Raw genomic sequence first — 18,844 nt, forward strand, 5'->3', positions numbered from 1 at the left:
GACGGCTCCATGGGTAGAATTGCTCTATATTTTGATATCAGGACAATGGCACATGTTTTTTCGCCTACTCACCGGCGTCGTGACGCTGGTGGTGTGCAGTACAGTGTTGGGACAAACCCCGCTGGTCAGTCCGGCTATTTCCTACACCCGGGACATACAGCCGATCCTCACTGAGAAATGCGTTGCCTGTCACGCCTGCAACGACGCCGCCTGCCAGCTCAACCTTGGCAGCGCAGAAGGTGCCACCCGTGGTGCCAGCAAAGTCCCTGTGTATAAGGGCGATCGAAGCACCGCAGTAACGCCAACGCGAATTTTCTATGACGCCAGTGGCCCCTCAGAATGGCGTAACAAAGGCTTTTACTCGGTTCTTGATGCCCAGGGCGCGCAAGCGGCGCTGATGGCACGGATGCTGGAGCTGGGCCACAGCGCACCGCTGACACCCAATGCCAAATTGCCTGAAGAGATTGTGCTGGGCCTCAATCGCGAGAACTCCTGCCCGGCGCCGGGTGAATTCAATGCTTATGCGCAAAATCATCCCAAGGAAGGGATGCCATTAGCCGTGACCGGGCTTACCGATCAGCAATATATGACCGTGCAAACCTGGCTCGCCCAGGGCGCGCCGGTGGATCAGAACGCAATCAAGCCAAGCGCCGGTGAGGCGGCACAGGTCGCGCAGTGGGAAGAGTTGCTCAATCGCCCGGGCTCCACTGAAGCCCTTGTCGCGCGCTGGTTGTATGAGCATTTGTTTTTGGCCCATGCCTATTTCGACAACGGTGTGCCGGGTCATTACTTTCAATGGGTGCGTTCGCGTACGCCCAGTGGCCAGCCGGTTGACCTGATTGCGACACGCCGTCCGAATGATGATCCGGGCACCGGTTTTTACTATCGGTTGATGCCGGTCCAGGGGGTGATCGTCCACAAGACCCACATCACTTATCCGATGGGCTCGCGCAAGCTGGAGCGGGTCAAACAATTGTTCTACAGCGGTGATTGGCACGCCACGTCATTGCCGGGCTACGGGCCGCGCGGGCGGGCCAACCCGTTTGAAACCTTCGAGGCGATTCCGGCGGTTGCGCGTTATCAGTTCATGCTCGATAACGCGGAATATTTCGTACGTACCTTTATCCGCGGCCCGGTATGCCGGGGGCAAATTGCGACAGATGTGATTCGCGATAACTTCTGGACCGTGTTCCAGGAGCCTGCCCGCGATCGCTATGTCACGGATGCAGTTTATCGCGGCAAGGCTACGCCGTTACTGGCCATGCCAGGGCAAATCGACGATGTGGGCAGTGTGATTTCGCTGTGGCACAACTATCGCGACAAGCGCAACGACTATGAGAAGTTGCGCCAGCAAGCTTACGCCGAGATGCCGCCGCCCAGCTGGTCGACCTTGTGGGCGGGTAACGACAACGCCTTGCTGACCATCTTTCGGCACTTTGACAGCGCGAGCGTCAGCAAGGGCCTGATCGGTGACGTGCCGCAAACCATGTGGCTGTTCGACTACCCCTTGCTGGAGCGCACCTATTATCAGCTGGCAGTCAACTTTGATGTGTTCGGCAATGTGTCGCATCAGGCGCAGACGCGTTTGTACTTTGACCTCATCCGTAATGGCGCCGAGGTCAACTTCCTGCGTTTGATGCCGGCTGATTCCCGCTCGGCCATCTTGAGCGACTGGTATCAGAACAGCGGCAAACTGAAGATGTGGATGGACTATCAGAAGATCGATACCGACACGCCGACGGGCATGAAGCTGGATTCGGTCGATCCCAAGCGGGACTTTGCGCTCAAATTGATTGAGCGCACAGGCACCCTGAATGCGCGGCCGGACCCGATCAACCGGTGCTCGGGGGCGTATTGCTCACGGCCCGATATCGCGCAGGAGTTCAAATATGTCGAGCAATCCCTCAGCCACCTGACCTCGCGTCCCGCTGCGGGCCTGGCAGTGATCAATCAGTTGCCCGAAGCCAGCATGCTGCGGATCGAGGGTGCCAACGGCAAACGCGAGATGTACAGCATGCTGCGCAATCGTGCGCACACCAACGTTGCGTTCATGCTCGGTGAGGAATACCGGCTGCAGCCGGGTCTGGACACCTTGACCATCTACCCGGGGGTGCTCAGCAGTTATCCGAACTTTATGTTCAATATTCCGGCAAGCGAGGTGCCAGAGTTTGTTCAGGCGATGGAGCAATGCAAGGACCAAGAGACCTTCGACACCATTGTCGAGCGCTGGGGGATTCGCCGCAGCAATCCGCAGTTCTGGCATTACTTCCATGATATTGGCCAGTACATCAATGAGACCGACCCGGTCGAAGCAGGTGTGCTGGATATGAACCGCTACGAAAACCTGTAGCCGTACCGATTATTCAGAACTGGACGGGGGCGCTTTCCTGACAAAAATACTAGGACTTTGTCAGGCGCGCCGATTGGCGTAAACTGCCCCACATGTCTGCGAGGAGATTCCATGAGCGCCATAACGATTACCGACGCCGCCCACGATTACCTGGCTGATCTGCTATCCAAGCAGAACACCCCGGGTATCGGCATCCGCGTCTTCATCACCCAGCCCGGCACCCAGTACGCTGAAACCTGCATTGCCTACTGCAAGCCAAATGAAGTGAAACCCGAAGATACCGCCCTGGGCCTGAAAACCTTCACGGCCTGGATTGACTCGGTCAGCGAGCCTTTCCTTGACGATGCCGTGGTGGACTACGCCACTGACCGCATGGGTGGTCAACTGACCATCAAGGCGCCAAACGCCAAGGTGCCGACGGTTACCGCCGACAGCCCGATCAACGAGCGTATCAACTACTACCTGCAGACCGAGATCAATCCCGGCCTGGCCAGTCACGGCGGTCAGGTCAGCCTGATTGAAGTGGTTGAAGACGGTATTGCTGTCCTCAAGTTCGGCGGTGGGTGCCAGGGCTGTGGCCAGGCTGACGTCACCCTGCGTGAAGGCATCGAGCGCACACTGCTCGAGCGTGTGCCGGAGCTCAAGGGCGTACGTGACGTGACCGACCACTCGCAGAAAGAAAACGCCTACTACTGAGTTATCGGTAACAGGGCGTCCGCTGCGAAGCTGATGAAAAAACGGTGCCCCGTGAGCACCGTTTTTTTATGCCCGCGATCCGCGACCGCTGTGGTTCCCGTAGCGGCTGACGAGGAACGAGGCTGCAATCGTTCCTATCATGGGCGATAGAGGTGAGCATGCCCGGCACGGTACAGCGATGAATCGGAGAAGTTGTCATTGGACAGCACCCGGCCCACCAGAATCAGTGCCGTGCGCTTGAAACCCTTGGCCTGAACCTTGGCCAGAATGTCTTCCAGGGTCCCTTGTACCCAGTCCTGATCCGGCCAGCTGGCGCGATGAATGACCGCAATCGGGCAGTCGCTGCCGTAATGCGGGCTCAATTCATCGATGATTCTCTGCAGATTCTTGACCCCCAGATGAATCGCCATGGTCGCTTTGTGTTGCGCCAGGCTGGCCAGCTCTTCGCCCGCAGGCATTACGGTCTTGTCCGCATAGCGGGTCAGAATCACCGTTTGTGAAATGTCCGGCAGGGTCAGTTCCGCACCTAAAATGGCCGCGCAGGCTGCGGTAGCGGTGACACCCGGAATGATTTCAAAGGCGATGCCAAGCTCCCGTAGACAACGGATTTGCTCGCCAATGGCGCCATACAGGCTCGGATCACCGGAGTGCACGCGGGCCACATCCTGGCCTTTGGCGTCTGCCGTCTTGATCAGGCTGATGATTTGCTCAAGGTGCAGTTCTGCACTGTTGACCACCTGCACCGCCTGATGGCCGTCAAGCACGGCGGCCGGCACCAGCGAGCCGGCGTAAATAATCACCGGGCAACTGCGGATCAAACGCTGGCCCTTGACGGTAATCAGCTCTGGGTCGCCGGGCCCGGCGCCGATGAAATAAACAGTCATGGCAGTCTCTTGAAAGGGTCTGGATAGAGCTGTTCGTGAACAACGCTCATAGTGAAGCGGGAGAGTATCGCGGTTTTTAACCGGTGCAGGCCAATGCAAAGGTGGCCGCAGAGGAGTTCTTGCGGGTGATCAGCAGTCTGGCCGTCGCGCCACTTAGCTGTTCGGCAAGCGCCAGTGCGGCACTTTCGGCGATGCCAAAACAGCCGGTGGCCGCAAACGCCCGGGCCGATTGCTGGCTCAGTTGCGACGCAAACGGGGCCAGTTGCCGGGCGCTGAACACCTCAAACTGAAGATTCAACTGCGTCGCCAGCTGGATTAACCCCGTTTCATCGCGCTTGAGATCAATGCTGGCCAGGGCGTGAATCGATTGCAGTGCGATCCCCGCCTGGCTCAGGGATTGTTCAATCAGGGCCAACAGCTCATCGACGCTGCAGCCCTGACGGCAGCCCAGGCCAATGACCAGAATTGGCGCTGTGCCGGCAGCAATCATGCCGAGTACTGGCCTTCAGACTTGCGGCGGAACAGCCAGGCGCTGATCACACCCAGTGCCAGCCAAAAGGCGAAGTTGGTCAGTTGCGAAGCGATCTTGAACTGCGATTCCAGTTCTTGCGGTGCCAGGCTGGAATGCACAAGCGGCTGCGGCGCACCAAAAATATGCGGCACCAGCACAATCGCAACGCCCAGCACTTTCAGTGCCCAGTGCTTGCCGAACACCAGCAGCGCGATGGCCACTGCAGTGGATGCAGCAGTAGTGACCCACCAGATTTGACGCTGCAGTAAATCGGCAGCGGCGGTACCCGGCAATTCAGGCGGCAGGCCAAGGGTAGGCGCCAGGCAAAACACGGCATAACCGGCCAGCCCCCACAGCAGACCCTGGGAGGTGCGGCTAGGGGTGCGCAAGGTATACAAGCCCGCCAGCATCAGGGCAAAACCGACCGCCACCACCAGATTGCCACCCGTTGTCGACAGTACGCGCTGCCACCCGTCTTCAGGCTCCCAGGCTTGTGCGTCGTGGGTGTGGCCAGCCATGCTGGCGGGTTCGTGCACTTCACTGGCAGCGGGTTTCTCGTAGGTCTCCGCCTGCAGGATCAGCGGTGCGACCCAAAAGCTTTGCAGCAGAGTGAGCAGCAAAGCGCCAAGCAATCCGGTGAAGCCTGCGGTTTGAGCAATACGCTTAATCATGGCAGGCAATCTCAATGGCACGGAAAGGCTGAACTGTGGCGGGTGTCATGGGCAGCATTGTGCACCGCTGCAATATGCGAGAAACCGGCGAAGTAAACCAATAAGGCACCCAGCACGGCAGCGCCGACAGCGACTACGATTCGTTGGCTTTGGGTGGAACTGGTAGCAGCGGAGTGTGTACGGCTGGTGCTGATGGACATGGCGCTTCCCTCTGGTCAGACAGCGGGCGTGCAAGCGCAAGAAAACCCCGCGAACGAAGCTCGCAGGGTTTAACAGCGCCCGCCCACCGCGGGTTTGTTTTTGAAATGATCAGGCCGGTCTCCGGGCTTGCGAGGGGCTCACGTGCCGTGGGCCTGCAAACATCTCCTTCCCATGCAGATGCACAGTGGTTGTGATGTTTCTCTCGCTTACCGTTGCGGGGGCAGCACCGGACTGGTCGGACAATTAATGCCTGACGCACCGGTTTCCCGTTTCACCCTGTGAAGGGCACCTGATACAAGATGTGTAGGAGAGCACAGCTGCGCGGGAGCCGTCAAATCAGCTGCTGGTGCAATGGGTAGCGGTTACAGATTTAACTTCAGACGACCAGGATGCTTTTGACCTTGTCGCGCAGTTGGTCGATGGAAAATGGTTTGCCGATCACAAGCATGCCGGCAGGCACATCGATATTCTCGGCATAGCCGCTGGCAAACAGCACGGGTAACTGTGGTCGCAGCTCCCGGGCTTTATTGGCAAGGGTCTTGCCATTCATCCCCGGCAGGCCCACATCGGTCATCAGCAAATCTATCGTGTTGCCCCGGTCTTCGAGCAGAGCCAGGGCGCTATCGCCATCCTCGGCTTCGAGCACGTTGAACTTCAACTCTTCCAGTACGTCAACGATCAACATACGAACAATGGCGTCGTCTTCGACTACCAGAATGGTAGAGGGTGTTGCAGACATAATGGTTATCCCGAATGAAAATTGAGCGCGGGTGGGGGCAAACCTGAATTTGCTTGCTCTATCAGTAAGCTGGAACCCCAACCAAGTTCCGCAGTTGTACAAAAAAATGGCTGTACAAGTTTTGCTAGGATAGTCGTTGCAAGCAGCTAAATCCTTTTTCACTGTAGGAATTGGCTATTACTTCATAAGAAAATAGAATTTTTACTCGAGAATCCGTCAGACTCTCGATTTTGACCACCGTACACGGGACTGAAATATGAATGCACCAGCATCGGTAGATGAGCAGAGCTTTCGCAAGCTCCTGAGTCGCAACGTCGGATTGCCCTTGGGGGTAGGTGTGCTCAGCGCCGTACTGTTTGTGGCAATGATCAGCTACCTGCTGTCGGTCATTCAGTGGGTTGAGCACACCGACCGGGTGATTAACAACGCCAACGAGGCTGTAAAGCTCACCGTGGATCTTGAAACCGGCATGCGGGGTTTCCTGATCACTGGTGATGAGCATTTTCTTGACCCGTATGAAGTGGCAAAACCACAAATCATGGCCCAGCTACAGGGTCTGGAACAGTTGGTCAGCGACAATCCGCAGCAAGTTGATCGGCTCAAGCGACTTGAAGCCCTGCAGTCGGACTGGAGTGCCTATGCCCAGTCGATGATCGATATGCGCCGCCAGAGCGGTGACTACAAAGGGGCGGTGCAATCCGGACGTGGCAAGCGCCTGACCGATGAAATCCGCAGAGAGTTCGATGAATTCATTGCCATGGAGCAGCAACTGCGGGTTGCCCGCAATGAAAGTGTGAGTAGAACCACGATCGTCAGCATCGGTCTTTATCTGGTTTTTGTACTCGGTTTGAGTGGTTTTCTGGCTTACAGAGGTCGTCGTGACTTACTAGATCTTTCAAAGAGTTACGGTGACAACCTCGAGTTGAAAATGCAGACCGCGCAGCGCCTGGAGCAACAGGCCTGGTTGCGCAACGGCCAGACTGAACTGGCGGAACAGGTTTTGGGTCGACTGACGCTCAATATGCTGGGGCGCAATATTCTGCAATTTTGCGCCCAGTATCTGGGTACTGTGGTTGCCGCCGTGTATGTGCGCGAAGACCACGGCGGCCTCAAGCGGGTGGCCAGTTACGGTTTTTCCCGCGAGGAAGAAGCCCGGCATCAACTGATCCATAATGAAGAAGGCCTTGTCGGGCAGGCCGCTCAGCAAGACAAGCTGATACGCCTGGATGATGTGCCCGAGGACTATTTCCTTAAAGTTAGCTCCGGCCTGGGGCAAGGCACTCCGCGCAGCGTGCTGGTGGTGCCGACCAGCGACGATGATCGGGTCAATGGCGTGATTGAACTTGGCTTCCTGCGCCCGCTCACTGAACGTGACGTAGAACTGTTTGAATTGATTGCCGACAATATCGGCATGTCGATTGAAGCCGCCCGTTATCGTCAGCGCCTGCAAGAAGTGCTGGCCGAGACCCAGCAACTCAATGAAGAGCTGCAAGTGCAGCAGGAAGAGTTGAAAACCGCGAACGAAGAACTCGAAGAGCAATCGCGGATTCTCAAGGAATCCCAGACCCATCTTGAAACTCAGCAGGCGGAGCTTGAGCAAACCAACGAGCAGTTGGCGGACCAGGCACTGGCGCTGGCCGGTCAACGTGACGCGATGGACCTCAAGAATACCGAACTCAATCACGCCCAGGTGCAACTTGAAGAACGGGCCCTCGAGCTGCAGCGTTCCAGCAAGTACAAGTCCGAATTCCTGGCCAACATGTCCCACGAACTAAGAACTCCACTCAACAGCTCGTTGATTCTGGCCAAGTTGCTGTCGGAAAACCCGCAAGAGAATCTCACCGCCGAGCAGGTCAAGTTCGCCGAGTCGATCTATTCGGCGGGTAATGACTTGCTCAACCTGATCAATGACATTCTGGACATCTCCAAAGTCGAAGCCGGCAAGCTAGAGGTGCGTCCGGAAAACACCAGCGTCATCCGTGTGGTCGAAGGTCTGCGGGGAATGTTCGAACCGTTGGCGGGGGACAAGTCCCTTCAGTTCCAAGTTGATGTACAGCCAGGTACACCGGCCATGATCTACACCGACAGCCAGCGTCTGGAGCAAGTCCTCAAGAACCTGTTGTCCAATGCGATCAAGTTCACTGCTAAGGGCCAGGTCAGCCTGAGCGTCTCCCGTGAGCCGGGGCAAGGGATAGCGTTTCGGGTCCAGGACTCCGGAATCGGAATCGCCCCCGAGGAGCAGCAAAGCATTTTCGAAGCGTTCCGCCAGGCCGACGGCACCACCAACCGGCGTTATGGCGGTACCGGGCTGGGCTTGTCGATCTCCCGTGATCTGGCGACCTTGCTCGGCGGCTCCATCACCGTCAGCAGCACGCCGGGGCAGGGCAGCGTATTCACCCTGGTCATGCCTGAACAATTTGTGGAGCACGCCGAACCTGAGGCTCCAGTGCCTGTCAGCGCCGCAGCCAGAGTGGTCCCGGTCGTAGTACAACCGCATGCACCGCCTGCAATCGTTACCCCTCTGGACATACCGCGGTTCATGGATGACCGGGAAAAGGGCCCTTTTACCGCCCGTTGTATCCTGGTGATTGAAGATGAGCCCAACTTTGCTGGCATCCTCTTCGATCTGGCGCATGAACTGGGTTATCACTGCCTGGTGGCCCATGGCGCTGATGAAGGCTTCAGCCTGGCGACACAGTTTATTCCCGATGCGATTTTGCTCGACATGCGCTTGCCGGACCATTCCGGGCTGACAGTGTTGCAGCGTCTGAAGGCGCTGGCCCCGACCCGGCACATCCCGGTTCACGTCATTTCCGTCGAAGACCGGGTCGAGGCGGCGATGCACATGGGCGCCGTGGGCTATGCGGTCAAGCCGACCTCCCGCGAGGAGCTCAAGAATGTCTTCGCACGCCTGGAAGGCAAGCTCACGCAGAAGGTCAAACGGGTGTTGCTGGTCGAGGATGATGATCTGCAGCGCGACAGCATTGCCCGCCTGATCGGCGACGATGATATAGAAATTACCGCCGTTGGCTTGGCCCAGGAGGCGCTGGACCTGCTGCGCAACCACATCTATGACTGCATGATCATCGACCTCAAGCTGCCTGACATGCTGGGCAACGAATTGCTCAAGCGCATGTCTACCGAGGATATCTGCTCGTTCCCGCCGGTCATTGTCTACACCGGGCGCAACCTGACCCGCGATGAAGAGGCAGAACTGCGCAAGTATTCACGCTCGATCATCATCAAGGGCGCGCGCTCACCCGAGCGCCTTCTGGATGAAGTGACATTATTTCTGCACAAAGTTGAATCCCGGTTGTCCCATGAGCGCCAGGCAATGCTCAAAACCGCCCGTAGCCGGGACAAGGTGTTTGAAGGGCGCAAGATCTTGCTGGTGGACGATGACGTACGAAACATCTTCGCCCTTACCAGTGCGCTTGAGCATAAAGGAGCTATCGTGGTTATTGGCCGTAACGGCCGGGAAGCCATCGAACGCCTGAACGAGGTGGAGGATATCGACCTGGTGTTGATGGACGTAATGATGCCGGAGATGGATGGCTATGAAGCCACTGTCGAAATTCGCAAAGACCCGCGTTGGCGCAAGCTGCCGATCATTGCGGTCACGGCCAAGGCAATGAAGGACGATCAGGAACGGTGCCTGCAGGCAGGCTCCAATGATTACCTGGCTAAACCGATTGATCTGGATCGACTCTTTTCGTTGATTCGTGTCTGGCTACCGAAAATGGAACGACTTTAAGTGCAGCGAAACACCGACATCGAGTTACGCCTTCTGATCGAAGCGATCTATCTCAAATACAGCTATGACTTTCGCGATTACTCCGGCGCGTCCATCAAGCGCCGGGTGCAGCATGCGCTGCGCCAGTTCGACTGCAATACCATTTCGGCCTTGCAGGAGCGGGTTCTGCATGACCCGACGATGTTCATGCAATTGCTGCAGTTTTTGACCATTCCCGTCAGCGAGATGTTTCGCGACCCGGAACACTTCCTGGCCATTCGCCAGGAAGTGGTGCCGATCCTCAAGACCTATCCCTCGCTGAAAATCTGGATTGCGGGTTGCAGCACCGGAGAAGAGGTTTACTCAATGGCCATCTTGCTGCGTGAAGAGGGCCTGCTGGACCGGACCATCATTTACGCGACCGATATCAATCCGCGGTCGCTGGAAAAGGCCAAGCAAGGGATATTTTCTCTTGAAAATATTCGTGCCTATACCCAGAACTATCAGCAATCCGGGGGGCAGCGTTCGTTTGCCGATTACTACACCGCGGCCTATGACTACGCGATTTTCGACAAGACGCTGCGTGAGAACGTGACCTTTGCCGATCACAGCCTGGCGACCGATAGCGTGTTCTCAGAAACACATTTAATTTCGTGTCGCAACGTGTTGATTTACTTCAATAAAAATCTTCAAAATAGGGCGTTTGGATTGTTTCATGAGTCATTGTGCCACCGAGGTTTCCTGATGTTGGGCAGCAAGGAAACCCTGGATTTTTCTGACTACAGCAAGCAATTCACACCCGTGCTCAAACATGAACGGATCTACCGAAAGCTATGAGTGTCTTAACCGAAGAGACTTCGCGCTTGAGACCTGTGGATGCCGTGGTAGTAGGGGCATCTGCCGGCGGAGTTGAAGCCTTGCTGGCTATCTTCAAGGACCTGCCCGGCGATTTCGGCCTGCCGATCATTGTGGTTCTGCATTTGCCCGATGAGCGCCGCAGCCAGCTGGCAGAGGTGTTCGACCGGCGCTTGTCGATAGCGGTCAAGGAAGCGGGCGACAAGGAACCGATCATCCCCGGCACCTTGTACTTCGCAGCCCCCGGCTATCATTTGTCGGTGGAGGACGATTACAGCTTTTCCTTCAGTCAGGAGGCCCGGGTGCATTATTCACGGCCCTCGATTGACTATTTGTTTGAATCAGCGGCCGATGCGTATCAACAGCGCCTGGCCGCCATATTACTGACTGGCGCCAATCAGGACGGTGCTCAGGGCCTGGAAACGATCAAGCTGCGTGGCGGTTTGACCATAGTTCAGGACCCTGAAGAAGCGTTGGTTGCAACCATGCCGCAAGCGGCACTGGATCGCATCCAGCCGGACTACATCCTCCCTTTGTGCGGCATCGGCCGTCTGCTTTGCGAGCTGGAAAGAATCGAATGCTGATAAGTGATATTCAAACCAAGTTGCTGATCGTCGATGATCTGCCGGAAAACTTGCTGGCGCTGGAAGCGTTGATCAAACGCGAGGACCGCACTGTCTACAAAGCGTTGTCTGCGGACGAAGCATTGTCATTGTTGCTGCAGCATGAATTCGCCATGGCCATTCTTGATGTGCAAATGCCCGGCATGAACGGTTTTGAACTGGCCGAGTTGATGCGCGGTACCGAAAAAACCAAAAGTATCCCGATCGTGTTTGTCAGCGCCGCCGGGCGCGAGATGAACTACGCCTTCAAGGGCTATGAAAGCGGGGCCGTGGACTTCTTGCACAAGCCGCTGGATATCCATGCGGTGAAGAGCAAGGTCAACGTGTTTGTTGACCTTTATCGCCAGCGCAAGGAGGTCAGGCAACAGGTCGAGGCCCTCGAGCACAGCCGGCGCGAACAGGAAGTGCTGCTGGCGCAACTGCAAGTCACCCAGGTCGAGCTTGAGCATGCGGTACGCATGCGGGACGACTTCATGTCGATTGTCTCCCATGAGGTGCGCACGCCGCTCAACGGCCTGATCCTGGAAACCCAGCTGCGCAAGATGCACCTGGCCCGCGATAACGCGGCTGCCTTCACGCTGGACAAGATGAAGGCCATGGTCGAGCGCGATGAACGTCAGATCCAGAGCCTGATCCGGCTCATAGAAGACATGCTTGATGTGTCGCGGATACGCACCGGCAAGCTGTCGATCCGGCCTTCAAGGTTTGACTTATCGGTTGCTGTAGGCAATTTGCTGGAGAGCTTTGCGGCCCAGGTCAGCGCAGCGCAATCGAGCGTCAACTACCGGGCAGGGCAACCGGTGATCGGGCAATGGGACGAGTTCAGAATTGAACAAGTGGTGTCCAACTTACTGACCAATGCCTTGCGTTATGGGGCAAAAAAGCCGATTGATGTGTCTGTGTATGCGCAGGGTGATCAGGCAGTTATAGAAGTCACTGACCAGGGCATAGGCATCAGTGAAAAAAACCAGCAACGAATTTTTCAACAGTTTGAGCGTGTTGCTGGCAGCCATGTGGTCACCGGGCTGGGCTTGGGGCTGTTCATCTCGGAGCAGATCGTGGCCGCCCACAACGGGCAAATCACGGTTCGCAGTACATTGGGCGAAGGCGCCATGTTCAGGGTATGTCTGCCCCTTGAACAAAAGACTTGAATTTGTCGCAACCTATGGCCCGTCCGGAGGTCGTAATTGCAGCTATTGTCCGGATTAAGGTTTCCCATGAGTGAAGATGCGCAAGATGTTGTTCTGATTGTCGAAGACGATCCCTCGATCCTGATGGTTCTGAGCGCCTATCTATCCGGTGAAGGATATAGAGTGCTGCAGGCAGAAAACGGCGAGCAGGCATTCGAAATTTTGGCGAGCAAACCGCATCTGGACCTGATGGTTACTGACTTTCGCCTGCCCGGCGGGATTTCGGGGGTGCAAATTGCCGAACCGGCACTCAAGTTGCGTCCCGACCTGAAGGTTATCTTCATCAGTGGTTACCCGGCAGAAATACGCGAAACCGGAAGCCCTATTACCCTGACGGCGCCGATCCTGGCCAAACCGTTCGACCTCGACACCCTTCAAGAACAAATCCAGAAACTGCTGGCCTGACAAGCCCACTCCGACTGTAGGAGCGAGCTTGCCTCGCGAGCTTTTAACCGCTCGCGAGGCAAGCTCGCTCCTACAGGTACAGACGGGAAGAGGGGGGGTCAAAGCCCTTGCTGCAGTGCCGGATCATCCGGGTTCAACTGCTCCATCTGCGCCAGCAGCACCTGCACATTCTGGATCTGCCCCGACTCTTTCCAGTAGCGAATCAACATCACGCGCGCCTTGCGATTGGCGGGCTGGCGCTGTAACAGCTCTTCGAGCTGACGTTGCGCGGCTTCCAGTTGATCGAGATCGTGCAGGGCTATCGCGAGTCTGTAGCGGTACTCACTGTTGTCAGGCTCAAGTTCCACGGCTTTGGCCAGGCCGAGCAGGGCGTATTCCGTCTGCCCGTGGTTAAGCAGCCAAATGCCAAGCGCATGCTGCAGATATGCAGACTCGGGATGGGCTTCGAGCTGTCTGGCCAGCAGTTGACGTGCGGTGTCGGTCTGGCCGCGTTTATCCAGCAACTCTATCTGAGCCACCACGGCCTTGAGATTCTGCGGGTCCAGTGCCGTGACTTTTTCCAGTGCAGCCCGGGCCTCATCCAGTTGACCTTCATGCAGATAAAGCCGGGCGAGCTGGCCCTGGGCCTGCGGGTCGTCGGGACGGGTTTTGAGTTCGCGTTCGAATTCGTCGATGACCTGCTGCAACGGCCCGAAGTAAAGGCCCTGCTCATCAGGAGACAGGCCCAGCAGTGCATTGGCGGCGGCAAAACGTACGCTTTGCTCCGGATCATCGAGCAACGGGCCAAGCAATAGTGTGCGCTGAGCACCCGGCACCAGGCCGACAATGCTCTGGATGGCCGCCTGGCGTACCTGCGGTGAAGGGTGCTGCAAGTCCGCGTCTGCCAGTTTCAACGCCTGGGGGCTGGGATAGTTGGGCAATTCTGCATGCAGGCTCACGCGCCGGGTATCGGACAGGTCAGTGCGGGCCAACTGCTGATAAAGCACTCGGGCGGCTCCGGGTTGACCGTTATGTGCCTGAGCAAGGGCAGCCGAATAACTGCTGCTTGCAGCGGGGATTTTTGCGCTGGGTGCGGGGCGCATCCAATACCAAAGACCGGCTGCGATAAGCGCTGACAGAAGGCTGATAGCGAGGTAACGGCGAGGCTGGGTCATGCAATATCCAGAAACAGGCGTGCGGATGAGGGACAAGATTGGGACAGTAGCCGGTTGGAGTCAAACCCTGATCCGGCAAAGCCGTGCTGGGGCTACTCGCCAGATCACAGCCTTTGGCAGCAACTACAGGGTTGCGAACAGTAAAAACCAGAAGCAAAAAAAAGCCCCGTGACCGAATGAACACGGGGCTAAAAATGGCTGGATGCGACCAACCAAAGGAGCTCTTGAACCTGCTGTTAAATCAATGGGCGCTGGCGACGGTCTCTGCCTGCCAACCGCCGCCCAGGGCTTTGTAAATAGCCACTACGCCGCGATACAACTCAACCTCGGCTTGCGCCTGGCTGTCTTCGGCCGCCAGTCGCTCGCGCTGGGCATCGAGCAACACCAGAAAATCCACCGTCCCTTCGCGGTAGCGAATCGCCGCCAGGTCCGCTGCCGTGCGGCTGGACTCGCTTTGACGAATCAGCGAAACCAGGCGCTGCTGACGTTTGCCGTAGTCGCTGAAGGCATTCTCTGACTCCTCCAGCGCCAGCAGAACTTGCTGCTCGTAACTGGCCAGTGCGCCATCGGCCTCGGCGTCCGCACCGCGCAAACGTGCCCGCACGCTACCCAGATCAAACGCCGGCCAGGTGATGCGCGGGCCCAGTGCCCAGGCATTGGCCGCGGCCGAGCCGATCTGCGATCCACGCCCGGCAGTAAAACCGAGGAAGCCGCTGAGGCTGACCCGAGGGAACAAATCAGCCTTGGCTACCCCGATCCGGGCAGTGGCTGCCGCCAGCTTGCGCTCGGCGCCCATGATGTCCGGCCGACGCTGCAGCAGGTCGCCGGGGTTACCGATATTCAGCGCCTTGGCAATGGCCGGGAGCTGTTTAGGGCTCAAGTCCACGCTCAATTGCTCGGGCCTCTGGCCCAGCAAAGTGGCGATCCGATTGCGCTCGCGCACTTGTTCGGCCTGCAGTTGCGGCACGCTGGCCTCAACTGCGGCCAGGCGCGCATCAGCCCGCATCACGTCCAGTTCATCACCGACCCCGGCATCGCGCAGGCTTTCGGTGATGGCTTTGGAGTCTTGCTGGTTTTTCAGGTTGTCCAGGGCGATCCGCTCACGCAGTTGTGCGCCGCGCAGTTCTCCATAGGCATCCACCAGTTCGGCAATCATGGTCACTTGCAATTGATACAGGTCGGCAGCTGCAGCTTGCTCGTCGGCGTCGCTGGCTTCCAGCTCGCGCTGGATACGGCCAAACAGGTCGATCTCCCAGGCCATGTCCAGCCCCAGGTCATAACGCTCACTGTTGACCCGCTTTTCAGTCTGGCCAGGTACCTGGCCTTTGCCCAGATCGCTGCTGGCACGGCTGGTAATGGTCGGCATGGCGTCGTTACTGACGTCATCACGAATGGCCCGGGCCGCGCGCAGGCGGGCAAAAGCCACGCGCAGCTCGCGGTTACCGTTGAGCGACTGAGTCACCAACTGGTTGAGAGTGGGGTCGTCGAATTGCTGCCACCAGATGCCTTCATAATGGGCCCGGTCAAAACCCTTGAGGTAGTCGGCACTGATCTGTGCCGGCGCCGTTGCCGGTGTCTTGTAGTCCGGGCCAACGGCGCAGGCACTCAAGGCCAGCACCAACAGACTTGGCATAAAGACTTTCAGGCTCATTGTTGCGACTCCAGCTTGAGATGCCTGGCCGCCTTGCGCGCTTCACTGCGCTCCACATAGCGGCGGATCAATACATAAAACACCGGCGTCAGCAGCAGACCGAAGAAGGTCACCCCCAACATCCCGGAGAACACCGCGACACCCATGGCGTGGCGCATTTCAGCACCGGCACCGCTGGAGAACACCAGTGGCACCACACCCATGATGAACGCGAAGGAGGTCATCAGGATCGGCCGCAACCGCAGGCGGCAGGCTTCCAGCACCGCATCCAGCGGGCTCATGCCTTCTTCTTGCTTGTCCTTGGCAAACTCGACAATCAGAATCGCGTTCTTGCATGCCAGCCCCACCAGTACGATCAATCCGATCTGGGTGAAAATGTTGTTGTCACCCCCCGTAGCGATCACCCCGGTAATGGCCGACAGCAGGGTCATGGGGACGATCAGGATCACCGCCAGCGGCAAGCTCCAGCTTTCGTACTGGGCCGCGAGGACCAGGAACGCCAGCAATACGCAGAGCGGGAACACCAGCAGCGCAGTATTGCCGGACAGAATCTGCTGGTAGGTCAGGTCGGTCCATTCATAGGTCATGCCGTTGGGCAGTTCTTCCTTGAGCAGTTTTTCGATGGCTTTTTCGGCCTGGCCAGAGCTGTAGCCGGGGGCCGCGGCACCGTTGATCTCAGCGGTGATAAAGCCGTTGTAGTGCATCACCCGGTCCGGGCCCGAGGTGTCGCTGACCTTGATAAAGGTGGCCAGCGGGATCATCTCGCCCTTGTTGTTTCGCACTTTTAACTGGCCGATCTGATCCGGTTCCAGGCGGAACTGCTGCTCGGCCTGAACGTTGACCTGGTAAGTACGGCCGAAGCGGTTGAAGTCGTTGGCATACAGCGAACCCAGGTAGATCTGCAGGGTATCGAAGATGTCGCTGACGGCCACGCCGTGGGTCTTGGCTTTTTCCCGGTCGATGGCAGCATCGACCTGTGGCACGTTCACCGTGTAGCTGGTGAACAGCCCGGCCAGTTCCGGCACGTTGTGGCTTTTGTTGATGATGTTCATGGTTTCTTTGTACAGCTCGTCATAGCCCAGGTTGCCCCGGTCTTCGAGTTGCAGGCGGAAACCACCGATGGTCCCCAGGCCCTGTACCGGCGGCGGCGGGAAGATCGCCATATAGGCTTCTTCAATGCCGCTGAACTTGCCGTTCAGGGCGCCGGCAATGGCCCCGGCAGACATGCTCGGGTCTTTGCGTTCGTCGAACGGTTTAAGCGTCACGAACACGATGCCGGCGTTAGGGCTGTTGGTGAAGCCATTGATCGACAGACCCGGGAACGCTACCGCACTTTCAACGCCGGGCTGTTTCAGGGCCAGGTCGGACATGCGTTTGATCACGTCTTCGGTACGGTCCAGGCTGGCCGCATCCGGCAATTGCGCGAAGGCCACCAGGTATTGCTTGTCCTGGCCGGGGACGAAACCGGTCGGGGTATTGGCGAAGCCGAAGAAGGTCAGCACCATCAACCCTGCGTACAGGATCAGGGCAATGCCACTGCTGCGGATCACCCGCGCTACGGTGCCGACATACGTATGGCTGGCACGATCGAAGAAGCGGTTGAACGGGCGGAACAGCCAGCCGCCGAACAGCTTGTCGAGCACTTTGGAGAAGCGGTCTTTCGGCGCGTCGTGGCTCTTGAGCAATACCGCTGCAAGGGCTGGCGACAGGGTCAGCGAGTTGAAGGCCGAGATCACCGTCGAAATCGCGATGGTCAGGGCGAACTGCTTGTAGAACTGCCCGGTCAGCCCGGAGATGAACGCGGCCGGGATAAACACCGCACACAGCACCAGTGCCGTGGCAATGATGGGGCCGGTCACTTCACGCATGGCGCGCTTGGTCGCTTCGACCGGAGTCAGGCCCAGTCCGATATTTCGTTCGACGTTTTCCACCACCACAATCGCATCGTCGACCACGATCCCGATCGCCAGCACCAGCCCGAACAGCGACAGGGCGTTGAGCGAGAAGCCGAACATGTGCATCACGGCAAAGGTACCAATCAGCGATACCGGCACCGCCACCAGCGGAATGATTGAGGCACGCCAGGTCTGCAGGAACAGGATCACCACCAGCACCACGAGGATCAGTGCTTCAAACAGGGTGTGAACCACCGCCTCGATAGAGCCGCGAACAAAGATAGTCGGGTCATAAACGATGCTGAAGTCCATGCCCTGCGGGAAGCTCTTCTTCAGTTCAGCCATCTTGGCGCGAACTTCATTGGAGATATCGATGGCGTTCGAACCCGGGCGCTGGAAAATCGGGATCGCCACCGCAGGCTGGTTGTTCAGCAAGGAACGCAGCGCGTACTGGCTGGAACCCAGTTCAACCCGGGCAATGTCTTTGAGGCGAGTGATTTCACCGTCATCGCCTGCGCGAATAATGATGTTCTCGAACTCTTCTTCGGACACCAGGCGGCCCTGGGTATTAACCGAGAGCTGGAAGCTGGTGGCATTCGGGGCAGGGGGCGCGCCCAGGGCACCGGCAGCCACCTGACGGTTCTGCTCGCGGATCGCGTTCACCACATCAGTGGCTGTCAGATTGCGCGAAGCGGTCTTGTTCGGATCGAGCCACACCCGCAACGAGTAATCGCCCATGCCGAACAACTGCACATCACCAACCCCGCCCAGGCGGGCCAGCTCATCCTTGATGTTGAGAATGGCGTAGTTGGACAGGTACAGCATGTCGTAGCGCTGGTCGGGCGAGGTCAAGTGCACAACCATGGTCAGGTCGGGCGACGCCTTGTCCACCGTGATCCCGATGCGCGTCACTTCTTCTGGAAGCTTGGGCTCGGTACGGGTCACACGGTTCTGCACCTGCACCTGAGCGTTGTCCAGATCGGTGCCCAGGGCAAAGGTGATGGTCAGGGTGATCTTGCCGTCAGCGGTGGACTGAGAAGACATGTACAGCATGTTCTCGACACCGGTAATCGCCTGTTCCAGCGGCGCGGCGACGGTTTCGCCGATCACTTTGGGGTTGGCCCCCGGGAAGTTGGCCCGGACCACAACGGTCGGCGGCACCACTTCGGGGTATTCACTGATGGGCAACTGGAACAGCGAAATGCTGCCCGCAATCAGAATCAGCAAGGAGAGTACGGCGGCGAAAATCGGCCGCTGAATGAAGAACTGAGAAAAATTCATCGGAG

At 57.8% G+C, this 18,844-nt stretch carries 15 protein-coding genes and 1 riboswitch; of the genes, 7 read left to right on the plus strand and 8 right to left on the minus strand.

Annotation, left to right across the window (positions count from 1 at the left end):
• Window positions 1-52 precede the first annotated feature (52 nt).
• Window positions 53-2,350 (plus strand): fatty acid cis/trans isomerase, encoded by a 2,298-nt coding sequence (locus AOC04_RS08100; RefSeq protein WP_060692249.1) that lies wholly within the window; start codon window positions 53-55, stop codon window positions 2,348-2,350.
• Between the two features lie 111 nt (window positions 2,351-2,461).
• The gene (gene nfuA / locus AOC04_RS08105) at window positions 2,462-3,046 is read left to right on the plus strand and encodes a Fe-S biogenesis protein NfuA (RefSeq protein ID WP_060692252.1); all 585 of its coding nucleotides are present in this window, start codon (window positions 2,462-2,464) and stop codon (window positions 3,044-3,046) included.
• 137 nt (window positions 3,047-3,183) lie between these two features.
• On the opposite strand, the gene cobM is transcribed toward nfuA, so the two are convergent.
• From cobM to AOC04_RS08130, 5 genes are all read right to left on the minus strand, one after another.
• Window positions 3,184-3,930 (minus strand): precorrin-4 C(11)-methyltransferase, encoded by a 747-nt coding sequence (gene cobM / locus AOC04_RS08110; RefSeq protein WP_060692254.1) that lies wholly within the window; start codon window positions 3,928-3,930, stop codon window positions 3,184-3,186.
• 76 nt (window positions 3,931-4,006) lie between these two features.
• On the minus strand, window positions 4,007-4,420 hold the full coding sequence (locus AOC04_RS08115) for a cobalamin biosynthesis protein (RefSeq protein ID WP_060692256.1): 414 nt from the start codon (window positions 4,418-4,420) through the stop codon (window positions 4,007-4,009).
• Window positions 4,417-5,112, minus strand: coding sequence for a CbtA family protein (locus tag AOC04_RS08120; RefSeq protein ID WP_060692259.1), 696 nt, complete (start codon window positions 5,110-5,112; stop codon window positions 4,417-4,419). Before AOC04_RS08120 ends, AOC04_RS08115 begins: the two co-directional genes overlap by 4 nt.
• 11 nt (window positions 5,113-5,123) lie before the next feature.
• Entirely contained in the window at window positions 5,124-5,312 is a 189-nt protein-coding gene (locus AOC04_RS08125; RefSeq protein WP_060692261.1) for a CbtB domain-containing protein, read from the minus strand.
• 95 nt (window positions 5,313-5,407) lie between these two features.
• Window positions 5,408-5,621: riboswitch (cobalamin riboswitch) on the minus strand.
• A gap of 68 nt (window positions 5,622-5,689) precedes the next feature.
• Window positions 5,690-6,052, minus strand: coding sequence for a response regulator (locus AOC04_RS08130; protein WP_060692263.1), 363 nt, complete (start codon window positions 6,050-6,052; stop codon window positions 5,690-5,692).
• Window positions 6,053-6,308: 256 nt separating this feature from the next.
• On the opposite strand from AOC04_RS08130, the gene AOC04_RS08135 reads away from it, so the two are divergent.
• The 5 genes from AOC04_RS08135 (at window position 6,309) to AOC04_RS08155 (ending at window position 12,858) form a co-directional block, all read left to right on the plus strand.
• On the plus strand, window positions 6,309-9,806 hold the full coding sequence (locus AOC04_RS08135; RefSeq protein ID WP_060692266.1) for a response regulator: 3,498 nt from the start codon (window positions 6,309-6,311) through the stop codon (window positions 9,804-9,806).
• A complete protein-coding gene (locus AOC04_RS08140; protein WP_060692268.1) occupies window positions 9,807-10,622 on the plus strand; it encodes a CheR family methyltransferase in 816 nt (271 codons plus the stop codon).
• Window positions 10,619-11,224, plus strand: coding sequence for a chemotaxis protein CheB (locus tag AOC04_RS08145; RefSeq protein ID WP_060692271.1), 606 nt, complete (start codon window positions 10,619-10,621; stop codon window positions 11,222-11,224). Before AOC04_RS08140 ends, AOC04_RS08145 begins: the two co-directional genes overlap by 4 nt.
• Window positions 11,221-12,414 carry a hybrid sensor histidine kinase/response regulator gene (locus tag AOC04_RS08150; protein ID WP_060696904.1) on the plus strand — a complete coding sequence of 398 codons (1,194 nt, stop codon included), beginning with the start codon at window positions 11,221-11,223 and terminating at the stop codon, window positions 12,412-12,414. The genes AOC04_RS08145 and AOC04_RS08150 overlap by 4 nt, the downstream gene beginning before the upstream one ends.
• A gap of 66 nt (window positions 12,415-12,480) precedes the next feature.
• A complete protein-coding gene (locus AOC04_RS08155; RefSeq protein WP_060692274.1) occupies window positions 12,481-12,858 on the plus strand; it encodes a response regulator in 378 nt (125 codons plus the stop codon).
• A gap of 98 nt (window positions 12,859-12,956) precedes the next feature.
• Here the strand turns inward: AOC04_RS08155 and AOC04_RS08160 are convergent, their stop codons facing one another.
• From AOC04_RS08160 to AOC04_RS08170, 3 genes are all read right to left on the minus strand, one after another.
• Window positions 12,957-14,012 (minus strand): tetratricopeptide repeat protein, encoded by a 1,056-nt coding sequence (locus AOC04_RS08160; RefSeq protein WP_060692277.1) that lies wholly within the window; start codon window positions 14,010-14,012, stop codon window positions 12,957-12,959.
• A gap of 241 nt (window positions 14,013-14,253) precedes the next feature.
• Complete coding sequence (locus AOC04_RS08165) at window positions 14,254-15,663, minus strand: efflux transporter outer membrane subunit (protein WP_060692279.1); 1,410 nt, start codon at window positions 15,661-15,663, stop codon at window positions 14,254-14,256.
• The gene (locus AOC04_RS08170) at window positions 15,660-18,839 is read right to left on the minus strand and encodes an efflux RND transporter permease subunit (protein ID WP_060692281.1); all 3,180 of its coding nucleotides are present in this window, start codon (window positions 18,837-18,839) and stop codon (window positions 15,660-15,662) included. The genes AOC04_RS08165 and AOC04_RS08170 overlap by 4 nt, the downstream gene beginning before the upstream one ends.
• Window positions 18,840-18,844 lie beyond the last annotated feature (5 nt).

This window comes from Pseudomonas versuta (assembly GCF_001294575.1).
Lineage (GTDB): Bacteria > Pseudomonadota > Gammaproteobacteria > Pseudomonadales > Pseudomonadaceae > Aquipseudomonas > Aquipseudomonas versuta.